Annotated in this window: 18 protein-coding genes and 1 tRNA gene; 12 read left to right on the top strand and 7 right to left on the bottom strand. The window is 60.4% G+C overall.

What is annotated here, in order from left to right; all coding sequences use genetic code 11:
• Positions 1 to 186 (bottom strand): hypothetical protein (locus NW830_RS07025; RefSeq protein ID WP_414362082.1); only part of this gene is annotated, 186 nt, incomplete at its 3' end.
• 13 nt (positions 187 to 199) lie between these two features.
• Here NW830_RS07025 and mutL point away from each other — a divergent pair.
• The 6 genes from mutL to NW830_RS06995 all read left to right on the top strand — a co-directional run bounded on the left by mutL (position 200) and on the right by NW830_RS06995 (position 8,817).
• Complete coding sequence (gene mutL / locus NW830_RS07020) at positions 200 to 1,930, top strand: DNA mismatch repair endonuclease MutL (protein ID WP_414362084.1); 1,731 nt, start codon at positions 200 to 202, stop codon at positions 1,928 to 1,930.
• A gap of 31 nt (positions 1,931 to 1,961) precedes the next feature.
• A complete protein-coding gene (locus NW830_RS07015; RefSeq protein ID WP_414362085.1) occupies positions 1,962 to 2,810 on the top strand; it encodes a vitamin K epoxide reductase family protein in 849 nt (282 codons plus the stop codon).
• Between the two features lie 118 nt (positions 2,811 to 2,928).
• Complete coding sequence (locus NW830_RS07010; RefSeq protein WP_414362087.1) at positions 2,929 to 5,568, top strand: TIGR03960 family B12-binding radical SAM protein; 2,640 nt, start codon at positions 2,929 to 2,931, stop codon at positions 5,566 to 5,568.
• Between the two features lie 523 nt (positions 5,569 to 6,091).
• Entirely contained in the window at positions 6,092 to 8,065 is a 1,974-nt protein-coding gene (locus NW830_RS07005) for an Rne/Rng family ribonuclease (RefSeq protein WP_414362089.1), read from the top strand.
• Between the two features lie 19 nt (positions 8,066 to 8,084).
• The gene (locus NW830_RS07000) at positions 8,085 to 8,726 is read left to right on the top strand and encodes a ribonuclease HII (protein ID WP_414362091.1); all 642 of its coding nucleotides are present in this window, start codon (positions 8,085 to 8,087) and stop codon (positions 8,724 to 8,726) included.
• 17 nt (positions 8,727 to 8,743) lie between these two features.
• A tRNA-Arg gene (locus NW830_RS06995) sits at positions 8,744 to 8,817 on the top strand.
• Positions 8,818 to 8,823: 6 nt separating this feature from the next.
• Here NW830_RS06995 and NW830_RS06990 read toward each other — a convergent pair.
• The 5 genes from NW830_RS06990 to gvpA all read right to left on the bottom strand — a co-directional run bounded on the left by NW830_RS06990 (position 8,824) and on the right by gvpA (position 12,080).
• A complete protein-coding gene (locus NW830_RS06990) occupies positions 8,824 to 9,249 on the bottom strand; it encodes an LptA/OstA family protein (protein WP_414362093.1) in 426 nt (141 codons plus the stop codon).
• Between the two features lie 45 nt (positions 9,250 to 9,294).
• The gene (locus NW830_RS06985) at positions 9,295 to 9,615 is read right to left on the bottom strand and encodes a gas vesicle protein (protein WP_414362094.1); all 321 of its coding nucleotides are present in this window, start codon (positions 9,613 to 9,615) and stop codon (positions 9,295 to 9,297) included.
• A 50-nt stretch (positions 9,616 to 9,665) separates the two neighbouring features.
• Positions 9,666 to 10,550 (bottom strand): gas vesicle protein GvpN, encoded by an 885-nt coding sequence (gene gvpN / locus NW830_RS06980; RefSeq protein WP_414362096.1) that lies wholly within the window; start codon positions 10,548 to 10,550, stop codon positions 9,666 to 9,668.
• Positions 10,551 to 10,638: 88 nt separating this feature from the next.
• Complete coding sequence (gene gvpC, locus NW830_RS06975; RefSeq protein WP_414404625.1) at positions 10,639 to 11,658, bottom strand: gas vesicle protein GvpC; 1,020 nt, start codon at positions 11,656 to 11,658, stop codon at positions 10,639 to 10,641.
• A gap of 194 nt (positions 11,659 to 11,852) precedes the next feature.
• Positions 11,853 to 12,080 (bottom strand): gas vesicle structural protein GvpA, encoded by a 228-nt coding sequence (gene gvpA, locus NW830_RS06970; RefSeq protein ID WP_414362100.1) that lies wholly within the window; start codon positions 12,078 to 12,080, stop codon positions 11,853 to 11,855.
• Between the two features lie 373 nt (positions 12,081 to 12,453).
• Here gvpA and NW830_RS06965 point away from each other — a divergent pair, with 373 nt between their 5' ends.
• The 6 genes from NW830_RS06965 to aroH all read left to right on the top strand — a co-directional run bounded on the left by NW830_RS06965 (position 12,454) and on the right by aroH (position 15,420).
• Positions 12,454 to 12,672, top strand: coding sequence for an Hfq-related RNA-binding protein (locus tag NW830_RS06965; RefSeq protein WP_414404624.1), 219 nt, complete (start codon positions 12,454 to 12,456; stop codon positions 12,670 to 12,672).
• Positions 12,673 to 12,830: 158 nt separating this feature from the next.
• The gene (locus tag NW830_RS06960; RefSeq protein ID WP_414362103.1) at positions 12,831 to 13,514 is read left to right on the top strand and encodes a V4R domain-containing protein; all 684 of its coding nucleotides are present in this window, start codon (positions 12,831 to 12,833) and stop codon (positions 13,512 to 13,514) included.
• A complete protein-coding gene (locus NW830_RS06955; RefSeq protein ID WP_414362105.1) occupies positions 13,511 to 13,762 on the top strand; it encodes a hypothetical protein in 252 nt (83 codons plus the stop codon). The genes NW830_RS06960 and NW830_RS06955 overlap by 4 nt, the downstream gene beginning before the upstream one ends.
• Positions 13,763 to 13,807: 45 nt before the next feature.
• A complete protein-coding gene (locus NW830_RS06950; RefSeq protein ID WP_414362107.1) occupies positions 13,808 to 14,290 on the top strand; it encodes a hypothetical protein in 483 nt (160 codons plus the stop codon).
• Between the two features lie 15 nt (positions 14,291 to 14,305).
• Positions 14,306 to 14,974 carry a V4R domain-containing protein gene (locus NW830_RS06945; RefSeq protein WP_414362109.1) on the top strand — a complete coding sequence of 223 codons (669 nt, stop codon included), beginning with the start codon at positions 14,306 to 14,308 and terminating at the stop codon, positions 14,972 to 14,974.
• Positions 14,975 to 15,045: 71 nt separating this feature from the next.
• Positions 15,046 to 15,420, top strand: coding sequence for a chorismate mutase (gene aroH / locus NW830_RS06940; RefSeq protein ID WP_414362287.1), 375 nt, complete (start codon positions 15,046 to 15,048; stop codon positions 15,418 to 15,420).
• On the opposite strand, the gene NW830_RS06935 is transcribed toward aroH, so the two are convergent.
• Entirely contained in the window at positions 15,394 to 15,813 is a 420-nt protein-coding gene (locus NW830_RS06935) for a hypothetical protein (RefSeq protein WP_414362110.1), read from the bottom strand. The genes aroH and NW830_RS06935 overlap by 27 nt on opposite strands.
• Between the last annotated feature and the right edge of the window lie 144 nt (positions 15,814 to 15,957).

Raw genomic sequence — 15,957 nt, 5'->3', positions numbered from 1 at the left:
CACGAGCGGAATGCGCACAACTTCCCGCTGGATTTGGCGGCGGTGGAAGTGGCGCCGGCTGTTCGTGGCTAAGACCTGCCCAGCCCAGTTGACCTCTACACCCCTGGCCCCGGCCAGGGGTTTTCCTTTTGCCCCGAGGGAGTGGAGGAGTTCCTTGGCGGGACATACTGAAAGAGGACTCCTCAAGGGAGCTTTTCCCATGCTCAGGATTCGGCCCCTCAGTCCGGAGCGAGTTGCCCAAATGGCAGCGGGAGAGGTGATTGACTCGCTGGAGGCAGCTCTCAGGGAATTGATAGAAAACGCCCTCGATGCCCAGGCCAGCCGCATTCAGGTAGATCTTTGGCCTAGCCGCTGGCAGGTGCGGGTAGCCGATAACGGCCAAGGGATCCCAGGTTCGGAGTTGGAGCAGGTGGCCCGTCGCTACACCACGAGCAAGTTAGAGGGGCGTAGCCTGGGGTTTCGCGGCGAAGCGCTGCACAGTCTAGCCCGCCTGGGATCCCTGACCATTCAGACTCGCCATGCTGCCGATGCTCACGGCTGGCTCGCCACCTACGACCAGCGGGGGGAGCTGACCTCCAAGCAGCCAGCGGCCACTGCTCTAGGGACAGTGGTGACGGTGGCGGATTTGTTTGCTAACTGGCCCCTACGCCGCTGTCCCCTGCCCCAGACGCGCTCGCTCCTAACTTTGATCCAGAACGCGGCCCTGGCGCATCCAGAGGTGAGTTGGCAGGTGTGCCAAGAAGGGCAATTGCTGCTCAGTCTCTGGCCGGGTCCATCTCTGCTGGATCTGCTCCTGCAAATGTTGCCGCAAGTGGAGCCTTCCGATCTGCGCTACCGGCGCATTCAAGAGGGGGACAGTGACTGGGAAGTAGTGCTAGGCTTGCCAGATCGCCTGCATCGCCCTCGCCCCGATTGGATCCGGGTGGCGGTCAACGGGCGCTTTGTGCAGATGCCGGCGTGGCAACGGCTCATCCAGTCCGTCTTTCAGCACACCTTGCCCCGCCATCGCCATCCCGTAGTGGTGGTGCATCTGCGCCTGCCACCTGAACAGGTGGACTGGAACCGCCATCCGGCTAAGAGCGAACTTTATCTGCAGGAGCCGCAAAAGCGAGAGGAGCAATTGCGCCAGTACCTCCAGGATCTCCTGCGGGCGGGATCTGTCCAGGCCAGTCGCCGCTCCCTCCATCTCCTCCGCGCCAGCGAGGCCAAGTCCCTCTACAGGGTTTCTCCCTCCCTCCAGAGCCCAGCTTTCTCTGCCGCGGGTTCCTCCCTACCGCCTCTGAAGGCGTTGGCTCAGCTGCACCAGACCTACATCCTAGCGGAGCACCCCCAAGGGCTGTGGCTGGTGGAGCAACACCTGGCCCACGAGCGAGTGCGCTACGAGGAGATCCAACAGCACTGGCAGCTAGTGAAGCTTGAGACACCCGTGATGCTGCAGGGGTTGTCTTCCCAAGGTGTGGAGCAGTTGGAGCAGTTGGGGCTGGAGCCGGAACCCTTTGGCCCCGCTGCGTATCTGGTGCGCCGCCTACCGCTGGCTCTCTGCTCCGAAGATCCCGCCGAGGTGCAGGGATCCCTTCTAGAACTTAGCCATTGTGCCGACCTGGAGGCAGCTCAGGTGACGCTGGCCTGCCGTGGCGCTTTGCGCAATGGGACCCCCCTGACCCTGGAGCAGATGCAGCAGTTGCTGGACGCCTGGCAGCGCACTGCTAACCCCCACACCTGTCCCCATGGCCGCCCGGTTTATCTGGCTTTGGCCGAAACCGACTTGGCCCGCTACTTTCGCCGCCGCTGGGGGATCTGCGACCGCCCTCTCTCTGATCCCAAGCTGGGATCCCTACGGCTAGGGGATAGGTTTGCCGCCCAAGTGCGCCGCTTAGCTGGCCTGCCGATACAGGATCCCACGGACGAGGTCAACTCTGCTCCCCTATAATTCAGGGGTGTCAAGCTGCTGTAACGGTTCTATGGCTTCCTATCTTAAGGCCCCGCAGGAAACCTGGCTGCAGCGCCATGCTCGCCCAATTTTGGCCCTCTTGTCCGGCTTAGGAGTTCTGTTGACAGCCTACCTTACCTACACCAAGCTAACGGAGCAGCCGGCTGCCTTCTGCAGAGGGGATGGGGGGTGCAACCTGGTGCTCTCCAGTCGGTGGGCAGAGTTCTTGGGGATCCCAACAGCAGCTCTTGGACTGCTGGGGTTTCTCGCCGTCTTGGCGCTGGCTGTGCTGCCAGATACACTCCCAGGGGTGAAGCGGTGGCGGTGGCCAGCTCTGTTTGGCTTGGTTTCCGCCATGAGTGTCTTTGAGATGTACATGCTTTACCTCATGGTGGCAGTGCTGCGGCAATTCTGCCTCTACTGCACTGCAGCAATCGGGTTGGTGGCGGGGCTTTGGCTCGTTACCGTGTTCGGCCACCGCTGGCTGGACGGGGTCAAGCTGGCTGTTGGTTACATTCTCGTGGGCCTGTTCACCTTGGTAGCCACCCTTGGGGTGTACGCTAACCAGGCCCCTCCGCCCAGCCCTCTAGCGGCAGGCTTGGCGGCCCACCTGCGTAAGATTGGCGCCACCATGTATGGGGCCTACTGGTGCCCCCACTGTCAAGAGCAGAAGGCCCTGTTTGGGTCAGCCTTTGCCCAGGTACCCTATGTGGAGTGCTCGCCCAACGGGCCCGGCACGCCCCAGCTTGAGGAGTGTACAAAGGCAGGGATCACCAGCTATCCAACCTGGATTATCAATGGCCGCCGTTACGTAGGACTGCGCTCCCTGGAAGCTTTGGCAGTAGCTTCCGGGTACTCCTTCGAGGCGGAGAAAGAGTAGGATTGACCCCAACCTGCCTGCCAGCGGCTCCTGGACCCATCCACCCCGGCTTTGGACTGCTGGGCAAGTTCGGCTAGAGTCAGATTAGAAACTGTGTTTGCTGCTGGTTAGGAGCCCCATGCTTGCTGCAGCTGCCACGGAAGCCAACCTAGGCCCCATTGATCTGGATTGCCTGCTCACGCCGGAAATTCAGCGGCCAGCCCGCTACTTGGGGAAAGAATTTGGTGCTGTCCACCGCCCCTGGGACTCGGCGCGGGTGCGTTGGGTGCTGAGTTACCCAGAGCTGTACGAGGTGGGGGCCTCCAACCTGGGCCACATTATCCTCTACAACATCCTCAACGCCCAGCCAGACCAGTTGTGCGACCGCGCCTACTTGCCAGGCCCGGATTTGGCGGCCCGGATGCGGCAGTTGCGGATCCCGCTGTTTGCTGTAGAATCGCGTCGCCCCTTGCGCGCTTTCCATATTGTCGGCTTCAGCCTAGCCTACGAGCTGGGGGGCACCAACATCCTGGAGATGCTGGATCTGGCTGAGATCCCGCTCAAGTGGTGGGAACGGCAAGCCTTCACCCCGCAGGAGTGTCCCCTGATCTTTGCCGGTGGGCCGACCGCCACCTCTAACCCAGAGCCCTTTGCCGACTTTTTTGACTTCTTTGTCTTTGGGGATGGGGAAGAGGTGCTGCCCGAAATTGGCCAGGTGCTGGCTGGATCCCTGCACAAGCCCCGCCGGGAAGTGCTTTTGGAGCTAGCCCAAGTGCCGGGGGTGTATGTACCCCAGTTTTACGAGGGGATCCCACCGCGGCCCATTGTGGCCGGTGTGCCGGAGCGTGTTCGCCGCCGCGTAGCGCTGCCCCAACCGCAGTACTCCATTGGCCTAGTGCCGCTGGTGGCAACGGTGCACGACCGCCTGGTGATGGAAGTGCGGCGGGGCTGTACCCGTGGCTGTCGCTTCTGCCAACCCGGCATGCTCACCCGTCCAGCCCGCGATGTGGAGCCGGAAGCAGTAGTGGAAGCGGTGGTGCAGGGGCTGCGCAAAACCGGCTACAGTGAGTTTTCCCTTTCTTCTCTCAGTTGCTCCGACTACCTTTCCCTGCCGGCGGTGGGAGTGGAGCTGCACAACCGTCTCCTTGGCCAGCAGGTTGCGCTCTCGCTGCCCAGCCAGCGGGTGGATCGCTTTGATGAGCAAATTGCCGCCATCATGAAAGGATCCCGCCGCTCCGGCCTAACCTTTGCTCCAGAAGCCGGCACGCAACGGCTGCGGGACATCATCAACAAGGGTCTGAGCGACGCCGACCTCATTCGCGGCATTCGCACCGCCGTCCAGGAGGGCTGGGACAAAATTAAGCTCTACTTCATGATTGGCCTGCCCGGCGAGACCGACGCCGATGTCATTGGCATTGCCCGCACTGTCGAGATGCTGCAGCGGGAGTGTGCTGCCCTGGGCCGCAAGCGGGTGGAGTTTACCCTTACCCTTTCCAACTTTGTTCCCAAACCCCACACGCCCTTCCAGTGGCACCGGGTGGACTATGCCGACGTGCAGCGCAAGCAGGCCCTGCTCCAGAAGGAACTGCGGCGGCTGCGGGGGGTCAAGGCCCACTTCACCGACATCCGCTTTAGCATCCTGGAGGACTTTATTGGCAAAGGGGATCGCTCCCTGGGACAAATGATTGAGCGGGCCTGGCGGGCCGGCGCTGGCCTAGATGCCTGGTGGGAAAACATCGACACGGCCTACGCTGCCTGGGTCAAGGCCTACTGCGGCGAAGCCGTGGATCCCAGCGCCGATCCGGTTGCCCTCTGCGCCTATCTCCCCATCCGCGAGCTGGGCTTGGAGGATCCCTTACCCTGGGATCACATCGACACCGGCATCGACAAAAAATGGCTGCAGAAAGACTACCGCCGCGCCCTGGAAGCAATGACTGTAGAAGACTGCTCCTTTGAGAAGTGCTCTGCCTGCGGCGTCTGCGGCCCCAGCTTTGGCCACAACATCGTCATCCCGCCTCCCCCCGTTCCGCCGCTGCAAAGCCGGCCCACCCCCACCCCAGATCCTCTTGAGCCAGAGCCGCCTGCCCAGCGCTTCCGCATCACCTACGCCAAAACGGGGGACCTGCGCTGGCTAGGCCACTTGGATCTCATGCGCCTGTGGGAGCAAGCCTGTCGGCGCGCAGGATTGCCCTTGGCTTTTAGTGGCGGCTACCACCCCATGCCTCGCCTGGCTAACGCCAACGCCCTGCCCGTTGGCCAGGAAGGCTACGGCGAGATCCTAGACCTGGAGCTGTTGCAGCGGCCAGAGGGGCCCTTCACCGCTGAGGAGCTGCGTGCCCTGCTTGTCGAACAACTGCCACCAGAAATCTCCATCCAGGCCATTCAGGAGATTGGCCTGCGGGATCCCTCGGCCACTGAGGCTGTCTATGCCGCCGAATATCAACTAAGCGTGAGCTGCGAGTTGCCCAATGCCAATTGGCCCGCCTGGGTCAGCCAGATCCTGGATGCTCGGGAAATTTGGATTGAGAAATCTTCCAAGTCGGGCAAAGCATCTCTTTTCAACGCCCGTCCCCTGCTTTACTACCTAGAGTTCCAGGGCTTGGCCCCTGATGGCAGCGCCCACCTCTTCTACCGCGGCAGTTGCCGCAATGACGGTGCCTACCTCCGGCCTCCTCAACTGCTGCAGATGGCCGAGGCTCTGGGCTTGCCCCGCTGGACCCTGCAGACGGCCAAGCGGCTGCGACTGCTGTGGGAGAACGGCACCTCCGAGCCCAACTAAGGGTTGGCTGCAAGTAGCGGCCTCTTGGTCAGCAGGGCTGGCTAGGCTAAGGGATGCTGCAGGCCTTATAATACTGCTGCAACCCTTGCCAGGCCTCAACCCCTGACCAAAGGAGCAGCAGGCAAAAGTTAGGTTAGATCCCAAAACGCAGACCCCTTGAGCTCCGTACCCAGAACAACTGCAGCAGGGTCCAGGCGTCCAGAGAGGTGTGCCTCTTCGAGCTAGGTCAGCTTTTCTTTTTCCTCGGGAAGGGGCCTCTTTCTTGCAGACAAGTTGCAGGCAAGGGGTGTCCCTTGTCGGGTTCCTGCTAGGGTACCTTTCCCCCTACTGCCAATCCTGCACAAGCTGAGGTCTTTGGAGTGCAAAACCAGGAAGTCCGTCATTGGCCAAGAGCTTAGGGTAATGGACAGCTGGATGATGAGTCAATTTTGTCCTCGAAGACTTGAGCGGATCCTAGAACACCCCCTCTCCAAGACGAGGGTTCAATCCAAAACTGCAGGCCTTAGGGGGGGGAGGGAAATTAATGCCTAGGCAGATTGTCATTGCTGAGCAGCACCGTATTGCCGCTGTCTTTGCCGAAGACCAAGTCCAAGAGCTAATCATCGCCAGTGGCACCCACCAGGTAGGGGATATTTACGTTGGAATTATCGAGAACGTCCTACCTAGTATCGATGCCGCCTTTGTCAACCTCGGCTCTGGGGAACGCAACGGGTTTATTCACGTCAGCGACCTAGGCCCGCTGCGTCTTAAACGCAACCAGGCTCCCATTTCCGAACTGGTCCTGCCGCAGCAAAAAGTGCTGGTGCAGGTGATGAAAGAGCCCACTGGTAACAAAGGGCCGCGTCTTACAGGCGACCTAGCTCTTCCAGGGCGTTACTTGGTGTTGCGGCCTTACGGGAAGGGGGTGTATCTGTCCCGCCGCATTGAGGACCGAGAAGAACGCAATCGCCTGAAATCGCTGGCCATCTTGATTAAGCCTCCCCAGATGGGCCTGTTGGTACGCACGGAGGCCGAAGGAGTATCCGAAGAGGCCATGATTGATGACCTGGAGCAGTTGAAAAAGCTCTGGGAAGAGATCCAGCAGCAGTATCAGGCAGCACGGGGGCCGGGCCTGCTCAGGCGGGACGAAGATTTTATCCAACGGGTGCTGCGGGACGTTTATTCAGACGATGTCAACCGCATCGTTACTGACTCTGCGGCCGGTGCAAAACGGGTGCGCAGCTATCTGCAAGGCTGGAACAAAGGAAAAATGCCGCCGGGAGTTGTGGTTGAGGTTCACCGCGAGCCTACCCCCATCCTGGAGTACTTCCGGGTCAATGCGGTTATTCGCCAGGCCCTGCGGCCGCGGGTGGATCTCCCTTCTGGAGGCTACATCGTCATTGAGCCCACAGAGGCCCTGACCGTGATCGATGTCAACTCCGGCTCTTTCACCCAGTCGGCTACCTCCCGCGAGACGGTGCTGTGGACCAACTGCGAGGCTGCCACCGAGATTGCCCGTCAGCTGCGGCTGCGCAACATTGCCGGGGTGATCGTGGTGGATTTCATCGACATGGACTCCCGCCGGGATCAGCTGCTGGTTCTGGAACACTTCAACAAGGCCCTTGCCAATGACAAGGCCCGCCCTCAGGTGGTTCAGCTGTCGGAATTGGGGCTAGTGGAACTCACCCGTAAGCGGCAGGGGCAGAGCCTCTACGAGATCTTTGGCCACCCCTGCCCCACCTGTGAGGGGCTAGGGATCCTGGCCCGACTGCCGGGATCCGAGCCAGGGCGGCTGTTAACTGTCGAAACTGGACGACCGGTAACGCTGCCTAGCGAGGTCGAGGAGGGCGAAGAGGAGGGTGCTGGCCCAATTCTCCCCCAGAGCGTCGATCCCCAGCGGGCACGCCTCCAGGTGGGCAGCAATGGAGCGTTGCCAGCGGATAGTCGTACTTCCCTGGACCGCTCCCGGCTGGGTCCAGGAGAGCAACTGGAGGCGGAGGAACCCAGGGTTGAGCTGGTGCGCAAACGGCCCCGCGAAGAGGGGGAGGTAGAAGGAGCAGAGCAAAAGCGCAAAGAATTCCATCGCCCTAGCCGCGGGGAGGAGGCTGGCCATGCCAGTGGGACAGAGTCTCCAGAAAGTGGGCCAGCTCGGCAAACCCTCAGTGTGGAAATGACTCCTCTCCAGCAGCGGGTCTATTCGGAGCTGGGGCTGTCGCCCCTGTTGCTTCTGGATCAGCCACCGCCTACGGGCCGAGACACGGTGATTAGGGTAGTTTTGCCAGGCCCTGCAGCGGTGGAGGGATCCCCTAGCCCAACTCCCACCAACGGTGCACCTTCACCTTTAGCGGAAGCGTTGGCCCCGCCATCCCAAGAGCCTGCTCCTCTGCCGGAAGCTACCCAGGCCGAACGGCTGCCTACGGCAGAGCCAGCAGCAACAGGGGCGCCGCCAGAAGTACTCATTGACCCCTCTCACCAATCGCCAGCAGCCTCCAGACGACGGCGCTCTCGCAGCAGTTAGCCAAGCTGGTTGGTGACTTATGGACAAGGCAACCAAGCCTAGCTTGAGGTGGGAGGGATCCCTGTGGCAACGAGGGCTGCGGCGAGTGGCGGGGGTGGATGAAGTGGGGCGGGGAGCCCTGGCCGGGCCTGTGGTTGCCGCGGCGGTCATTCTGCCTCCCCAACTGGATCCGGAGGTGCTGGCAGGGGTGAGGGACTGCAAGCAACTTAGCCCCCGGCAGCGTGCTTACTGGGCGGAGCGGATTTACCGGGTGGCCCTGGCTGTGGGCATCGGCAGTGCCTCTGCCGCCGAGATTGACCGGCTCAACATTCGCCGGGCTACGCTGCTGGCCATGCAACGAGCTCTGGCGCAGGTGGGGGAAGTGGAGCACGTCTTGCTGGATGGGCTGCCGTTGGCCGAGCTGGGATCCCGGCAAACAGCGCTAGTGAAAGGGGATCAGCTCAGCCTCTCCATCGCTGCTGCCTCCATCGTGGCCAAGGTCTGGCGGGATGCTCTGATGCAGAGCTGGGACTCCCAGTACCCCGGCTATGGCTGGCGCACCAACGTCGGCTATGGCACCCGGGAGCACCGGCTGGCGCTGCAGCAGTTGGGGCCAAGCCCTCAGCACCGCCGCAGCTTTGCCCCTCTGCAGGACTTGCAAGCAGGCAAAAGGGGAGGGTAGGATAGGAGCTATCGACTGCCCACGTAGCTCAGCGGACTAGAGCACTGGGTTCCGGTCCCAGGGGTCGGAGGTTCGAATCCTTTCGTGGGCGCTAGAACTAGGGACTAGCAGTAGGCTCCGGCAACACGTAGATGGATTCTACCTGCTGGCCGGGCAACGGGACGGCCTGGAGGATCCCTTTTCCAAGGTGGTAGATGACCTTCTCTGCCTGGAGTTGATTTTCTCCTTGGCGGATGGTGACCCGGCCCTCCAGCTCAATCCGCTGCTCTTTGCTATAGTAGACTGCCTTTTGGGCACGGGCAGTGAGGCGCTCGGCAGGAAAGCTGAGGGTAACATTGCCAGTGGCTACAAACACCCCCGTGTTGGCGTTGGCCTCCTGAACATCGGCGCTAATGCTGATGGCACGCGGGTTTTGCCCCCAGGCTGGGCTGGAGATCGCCAGCGCCAGCACTAGGCCTGCCGCCCAATCCAACTCCCTTAGGCGGCCCCAGCCCTTGCGGTCGAGGCTGATCCCTGCTGCCATCCCCTCCCCCGGTTAAACCACCCCAGCAGCCAGTCTAGCCTGGGATTACTCCGTTTCTTTCCCCCCTTGGGCCAGTTGCTTTTCCAACTCGCTGACCCGCTGCAGCAACTGGCGGTTGGTTTCCAGCAGCTCGCGGGCTTGGCTGTGGAGGTAGGGATCCGCTTCCCACCAGTTGATCCCAATCTCCTTGGCTTTGTCTACGGAGGAAATCAGCAGCCGAATGCGCACAGTGAGCAACTCCACATTGCCCACGGAAACCGTGATATCCCCGGCGATAACAATGCCCTTATCCAGTACCCGTTCCAAGACATCGGCCAATGAGGAGCCGTGGGTGGCAGTGGCCAGAGGTTGAGAGGTAATGGGCACAGAGCAATCCCCCTTCAAAGCCTACAGAGGTGTTTAGGCGGGCCTGCCCCTTAGCCGGGCAGTTGGTCCAGGAGCTGGTTGAGCACCTGGGATCCCTCTTCATAGCGATTGCCAGCCCTAGGCAACAGCACATCGGCACACAGGGCACGAAAATCAGCGTTTTCTTTGCTCACCGCCAGCTCGTGCTCCTTGACGATGCGCCCGATCATCAGACAACTGCGCAGGCTGGGTTGGCGGGTCAGATCCAACTTGCGGCGGAAAGCACGGACAAGGTGGACAATCTTGAGCGCGTCAGAAGCAGATAGGCCGATGCGGGAAATGAGGATCTCCTTTTCCGTCTCGATGTCCGGCTCCCCAATATCAATGGTAATCATCCGATCCAGCAATGCATCCTGAGCCCTGTGAACCCCTGTATATTCCTCGGGATTAGAGGTGAAGATGGCCCGGAACTGGGGATGCACCCGCAGATATTCGGAGCGGTTGCTATCTGGCGGCAACACCAGCAGCCTCTCTTCCAAAGCGCTCAGGAGGGCGTTGTTGGCCTCAGGACGGGAGCGGTTGAACTCGTCGTAGATGAGGGTAAACCCCTCCCGGCAAGCCAAGGTGAGGCGGGCATCTACCCAGCGCTGCCGCACATCTTCCTCTATCTTCACCACTGAATGGATGAAGTTATCCACCACCCGCCGATGGGTAAAGCCGGTGCGGCCCCCGATGAGGTCGGAGGAATCAAAGCGGTCGTCGCCATAGATCAGCATGATGGGGCGGCCTAGGAGGCTAGCCAAATGCATCGCTAGGGTAGTTTTGCCTGTGCCCGAAGGCCCCCGCAGATGCACCGCAAAACCGGATTGCAGATAGCGCAAAGCACGGCGGGTAATCCGCTCAATGTAGGGGGTGCTCACAAAGTGGCGGGGACGCGCCTGCAGAACCGTGGCCATAGCAATACCCAACTCTCAATTGCCGTGACGCTCTTGCCTTGACTATAGCCGCAACGGTTTTCTTGCGCTCCTAGGGATTGCGCTGGGCTCAGACCACAACCGTTGCTGACACCATACGCCGCAAGGTGGCCAAGATTTCCGCGGGATCCACCCCCAGATCCACCGCACCGCGGGCCAGCAGATCCCGCACCCGCTCCCGATCCCCGATCACCTGCAGCAAGGTTAGGTTAGGATCCTGCGCTTGCAAAGCCTCTACATACTTGCGGACGTAGGCCATGATGCGATCCGAGCTTTCCTCCTGCGCCGAAGCAGGCGGAGCTGGGGAGGGTTCAGGGGGTGCTCCAGAAGGGGGAGGAGGGGCTGTGTTGTCTAAGACTGGAACTCCAAGCTCTGGTTGGGTAACCTCAGTCGAAACCGTTGCTGCAGCTTTGACCAAGCTCTCAGGCGGCTTATCACCCTCTTCAGATTCCTTAAGATCTGGGACAATGGGCCGATCCCCTGGGATCCCATTCCCCCACACCTGCTCGTGCAACGCCCTGCGGAAAGCCGCCAAAGCCTGCCGCAAAGCCTGGGCCTCTGCCCGCTGTTCTTGAGCAATCTGAGCCAGCTCCTGCCGCGCCAGTTGCTGCAAAGCTTGTACCCGCTGCCGCAATTCGGCACAGAACGCCTGCCGCACTTGTCGGGTTTGGTTGGCCATGGCCTGCCGCGCCTGGGCATAGGTGCTCAGCAGGCTCTCCACCGTCGCAGCCAAGTTGGCCCGAAAAGTCCGCAGCTCCTGCTGTTGGGCCTGCGATTGGGCGGCTCGTTCTTGGGCCATGCGAGAGAGAAGCTCCGCCACTGCTTTGGCCCGCTGGGCCACAGCCTCCAGGCGAGAATGCTCGTCCAAGGCCCGCTGCACCGCCCGGCTCTGCTCCAGGTTGCGCAGTTGGCTACGAGTTTGTTCCCTCTGCTGCCGTATTGCTTCTTGTCGTTCCTGGCAACGTTGCCTCAGCTCGGCCATCAGCGCGCGGTGCTGCTCTAGGCGCTGCTGCCGAGACTTTCTTAACAAACTCTGAGTTTGAGCCACCCGCTGGCTGCGGGCTTCGGCCCACTGCTCCTGCAAACTCATAGCACCCTCTCCCTGCCGGTTTTTGCTGTATTGACCAGTAGCCGGTTTCCCTTCCCCTCCAACGGCAAGACAATTGCTTGGAGGGGGGAGGAGGCAGAGATTCTCTTGAACCCCTGCCTCGCTTACCGACTGCTTTGGTAACAAACCCAGGCTTCTCTCAAAGGCTGAGGCCTGGTGGGAACTGAGAAGTGGCCTCAGGAGGTTTGGACAGCGGGAGCAGCAGCAGTAGTCGTCAGGCCCACCGCCTCGGCGTACTTCAGGTAGGTCTCCACCGAAGCCACGACGACGCGTGCCTCAATGGCCAACAGCTCGATCCCCACCAGAGAAACCCGCACCCAGGCATCGACCACGATCCCCTTGTCCAAAATGCGGTCGATCACTTCGGCTAGGCTCGAAGAAGAGTTCACTTTCTCAACTGCCATGACAATCTCTCCTACACTGATGATGGTTGGATGGTTGAAGACAAATCGGCGGCAAAATTCCAGCCTCGAAGGGATCCCAATCTTGGATCGTCCCTCCCTGGGGTAACACCCGCACCTTGTATCACTCCAGCTCCATTGTGCTGGCTTTTGTCGGGGAGACCACCCGTGGATTCGCTTAAAAAATACGGCAGGTCAACAAGACTTACCGTCTTTCCCAAGCGCCATCCCCCCTACATAGTACCCGCCGAAAGAAAAAATGGGTCAGGGGGGGATCCCGGCTATGGAGATTGTCCAGCCAAGGTGCGGGCCAGCAGGGATCCCCTATACTGAGAGCAGTGCGCTTGCTGTCCTTTCGCTGGCCAAGAGAGCTACCGTGACTGAGTTCAACACTGGGCTCCCAAGCGTGCGCCGCCTGCAGGAGGTGATCCGGGATCGGGAAATCCTGGAGGTTAAGCTCAATACCGGAGATGTCTTCGTCGGCCAGTTGCGCTGGCAGGATCCGGACTGCCTCTGTTTGGCAGACGCGGAGGGACAAGAATCGCTGCTGTGGCGATCGGCCATTGCCTTCGTCAAGGTCAGGCCCCACTCCTAAACCCAAGTCGCCGCAGTCCCTTGGTCCTCAGTGGCGTCCCGGCGGCAGGGACTTTTTGTTGGGCTGGTGCACCCCTCGATGGCTCTGGCCAAAGCCCCCGGCAAAAAGGCTATGATTCAGCAAGAAGTGTAAAAAATTGCCGCCCTCTCCCCACTGCCATGACAACGGGTCTCATCGAGCTGAGCCTGCAGCCTGCTGCCCAACGGCACAATCACTACAGCCGCGAAGACTTTTTTCGCTTCGACCTTGCCCAGGGATCCCTGGTGGACTGGACGGGTAGCCGCAATGTCTTGGTAAGTGAGGACTTCATCCTGGGTTTGCAACAGGGCCTAGAAGAAGAAGTGGGGGATGCGTCGGCTGCGTTGATGTACACCATTGGCCGCGAGTGGGGGCGCAACGATGCCCTCCACTTCTCCCGCTGGTTCGAGGAGGAGTATCGGCGCAAGCCCAGACAGAGCCACCTGATGTTCCTTTTGGAAACCTGGTGGTGGCCCTTGGCCTCGCAAGGGTGGGGGCGCTGGGAAGTCGAGACCGAAAGCCGGCGCCAAGGGTTTATTTTCATCAACCTGTTTGACTCGGCTGTGGCCCGCACCCTTGGGGATGTGGGCAAACCCGTTTGCCACCTCTATGCGGGATTGTTTGCCGGATTTTTCAGCACCATGGTGGAACGGCAACTTAGCTGCATCGAGATCCAGTGCTACTCCATGGGGGAAAGCTACTGTAAGTTTTTGCTGGGCAGCAAAGATCGCATCGACGCAGCTGCCTTTTGGCTCAACGAAGGAGCCACCGCCAGCGAAATTGCCCAGAAATTGCGCTCCGGTCAGGGAGTGACCAAGGCATGACGGCGGAGGTTTTTCTGGAAGAGTCGGTGCAGAGCTTTTTTGCCCGCTTGAACTGGGATAACCGCCCGCGGCAAAGCCCCTCGTTGCCAATGCCCTTTTGGCAGGTGCAGGAGTACTTTGGCTCCATCCCCTGGGCGGGGGATCCGAGGGCTTTGGTGGCCCGCTCTATGGGATCCCTGGCGGCAGGGCCGGAGCCTGCCGCCGAAGAGGAGCAGATTACCTTGGCCGACTTGTTCAGCTTGTTTTGAACTCTGGCCCCCACCCAGTCCCCCCCAACACTTGGGAGAAGTGAGATGGTCAGCCCCTTGGAGCAGATGCTAATTGAGGCAGAGGCCCGCTACCTCACACCGGAGCAACTGGAGCAACTCAAGGCCTATGTCCTCAGCTGGCCCAAAAGGCTGCAGGTGTACCGGGCCGTGCGGGAGGGGGAGGCGCAGATGGTAAGCCGCACTTTGGAGGCTCTGCAAAAGGAGATGCCCACCATTGCCCCCCAGCTAGTGGATCTGTGCCGACGGCACCTGTTGCTCTTGTTGCGGCACAGCGCCCTGGCCATGCTGCTGCAGGACGAAAGCCTCCTTAGGGAGCGGCTAATCGATTGGGTGGAAGAGGAAGTACGCCTGTACGGACTGCAGAACGTTTATGAAGTGGCCCATCGGCTTTTCCAGCAGGAGCTCAAAGAGCACTTACAACCTGGCGAACTGGAGTTTATCCGTCCCTGGATTACCCAGGTGCAGGCAGCTTTGCTGTCTTTAAGGAGCCCTTCCATTCTTTCATAGACCCAGGAATCCCCTATGGCTAGCTCCGCCGGTTTCGACCCCTACACCCCCGTTTTGGCCAACTACTACGCGCCCAGCCTCTACCTGCAAAGCGACTTGGAGTCGGGTTTGCTAGAAAGTCGCCACGGCGACCGTCTCCTAGCCCTTCCAGAGACCCTCTTGCGAGCCATCTATACCGGCCTGGAGTACGAGACAGGACAAGCAGCCCGTCTGGTGCTGCGCAACTGTGGCCGTATGTGGGGCAAAGAGTTTTTCCGCCGCTTTGCCCAGGAGCTCTCCGACTACTACCAAAAGCCCCTAGCTGAGCTGGAGATGGGCCTTTTTCTCCAGAGCCTCAAACAGGCGTGGAAAACCCACGGCTGGGGGCTGATTGACATCGACTGGAGTTACAAAGATCAGGGGGTGCTGGTGGTGTCAATCCGCAACTCTCCCTTCGCCGCTGCCACACCCCCCCACTTCAAGCGCCCGATGGGCTTTCTGGAGGCAGGGCTGCTGGCCACCTGGTTTAGCCAGTTAACTGGCCAAGATTTGGCCTGCGTGCAAACCAGCAGTGAAGCTTTGGGGGCAAAAAGCAACTTGTTTATCTTGACAGCTGCCACTCGCCTCAAGGAAGCCGAAGCCTGGGTAGATGCTGGCTTTAGCCACGAGCAGATCTTAGAGAAGGTGTTGCAGTCTACCCCGTAGCAAGATTGGAACGAGAAGTTTGTATAATCTTCTGGAAGCAAGACGAGCTCAAAGGCACGAGGGCACAGCCATTGGGGTGGCGGGTGAGAGCAATTCGAGGAGCCATCACCGTGCCGGCCAACACGGCCGAGGCCATTGGTGCGGCGGTAAACGAGCTTCTGGATGCTCTAGAACATCGCAACGCCATTGATCTGGCGGAGGTAGTGAGTGTTATTTTCTCGGTTACCCCTGACCTAGATGCCGCCTTTCCTGCCCAATTTGCTCGCCGCCGCCCTGGCTGGGAGTCAGTACCTCTGTTGGATGTGCAACAGATGGATGTCAATGGGGCTTTGCCACGCTGCATCCGCGTTTTAATCCAACTGAACACCCCCCTGACTCAGGCGGAGATGCACCACGTCTATTTGAGGGGTGCCCGCGAGCTACGGCCGGATCTCAGCCCTGTCTGATTGCTGCTGCCGCAGTTGAGCTTCCCACTGTTGCAGCTGCTCCTGGCGAGCAGCCACCTCAGCTTCGCGACGACTGAGCTCTTGGCTTTGCCGAGTCAGGGAAAGGCGCCAGTTTTCAATCTCTGTCCAATCAACCAGGCTGTAGGCTTGGGAGAGGCTGTGCAACATCTCCACCAGTTTCACTGCCGCCTCTTCCACCCGCTGCACCTGCCGGTTTTCTGCCAGCTCGACCAGCAACAACACCCCAACGTTGTAAGAGGCCGCTTCCTTGAGGGTAATCCGCTCCGCTGGGCGCAGGGGTGTCCAAACCCCTTTCTCCCCCTGCTGGGCCAAGAGCTGCAGCTCTGCTTGGCCAAAAAGACCTTTTCTGTCTACCCGTGCCAGGTACAGCATGGAGCCTACTGGAAGCTGCCCTTGATTCTAACACCAACCCCTCCCTGCCCAAGGATCCTCAGCCCAAACCTGAGTCCACAGCCCCGTGCCAGCAGAAGGATTGGTGTTAGGATCGGCTCTGAAATGGGTAAAGCTTGCAGCTTT

Origin of the sequence: Synechococcus sp. OH30, from assembly GCF_047462175.1 — a bacterium.
Lineage (GTDB): Bacteria > Cyanobacteriota > Cyanobacteriia > Thermostichales > Thermostichaceae > Thermostichus.
The sequence above is the reverse complement of the archived record's forward strand: the minus strand, read 5'-3'. Positions and strand labels throughout refer to the sequence as shown.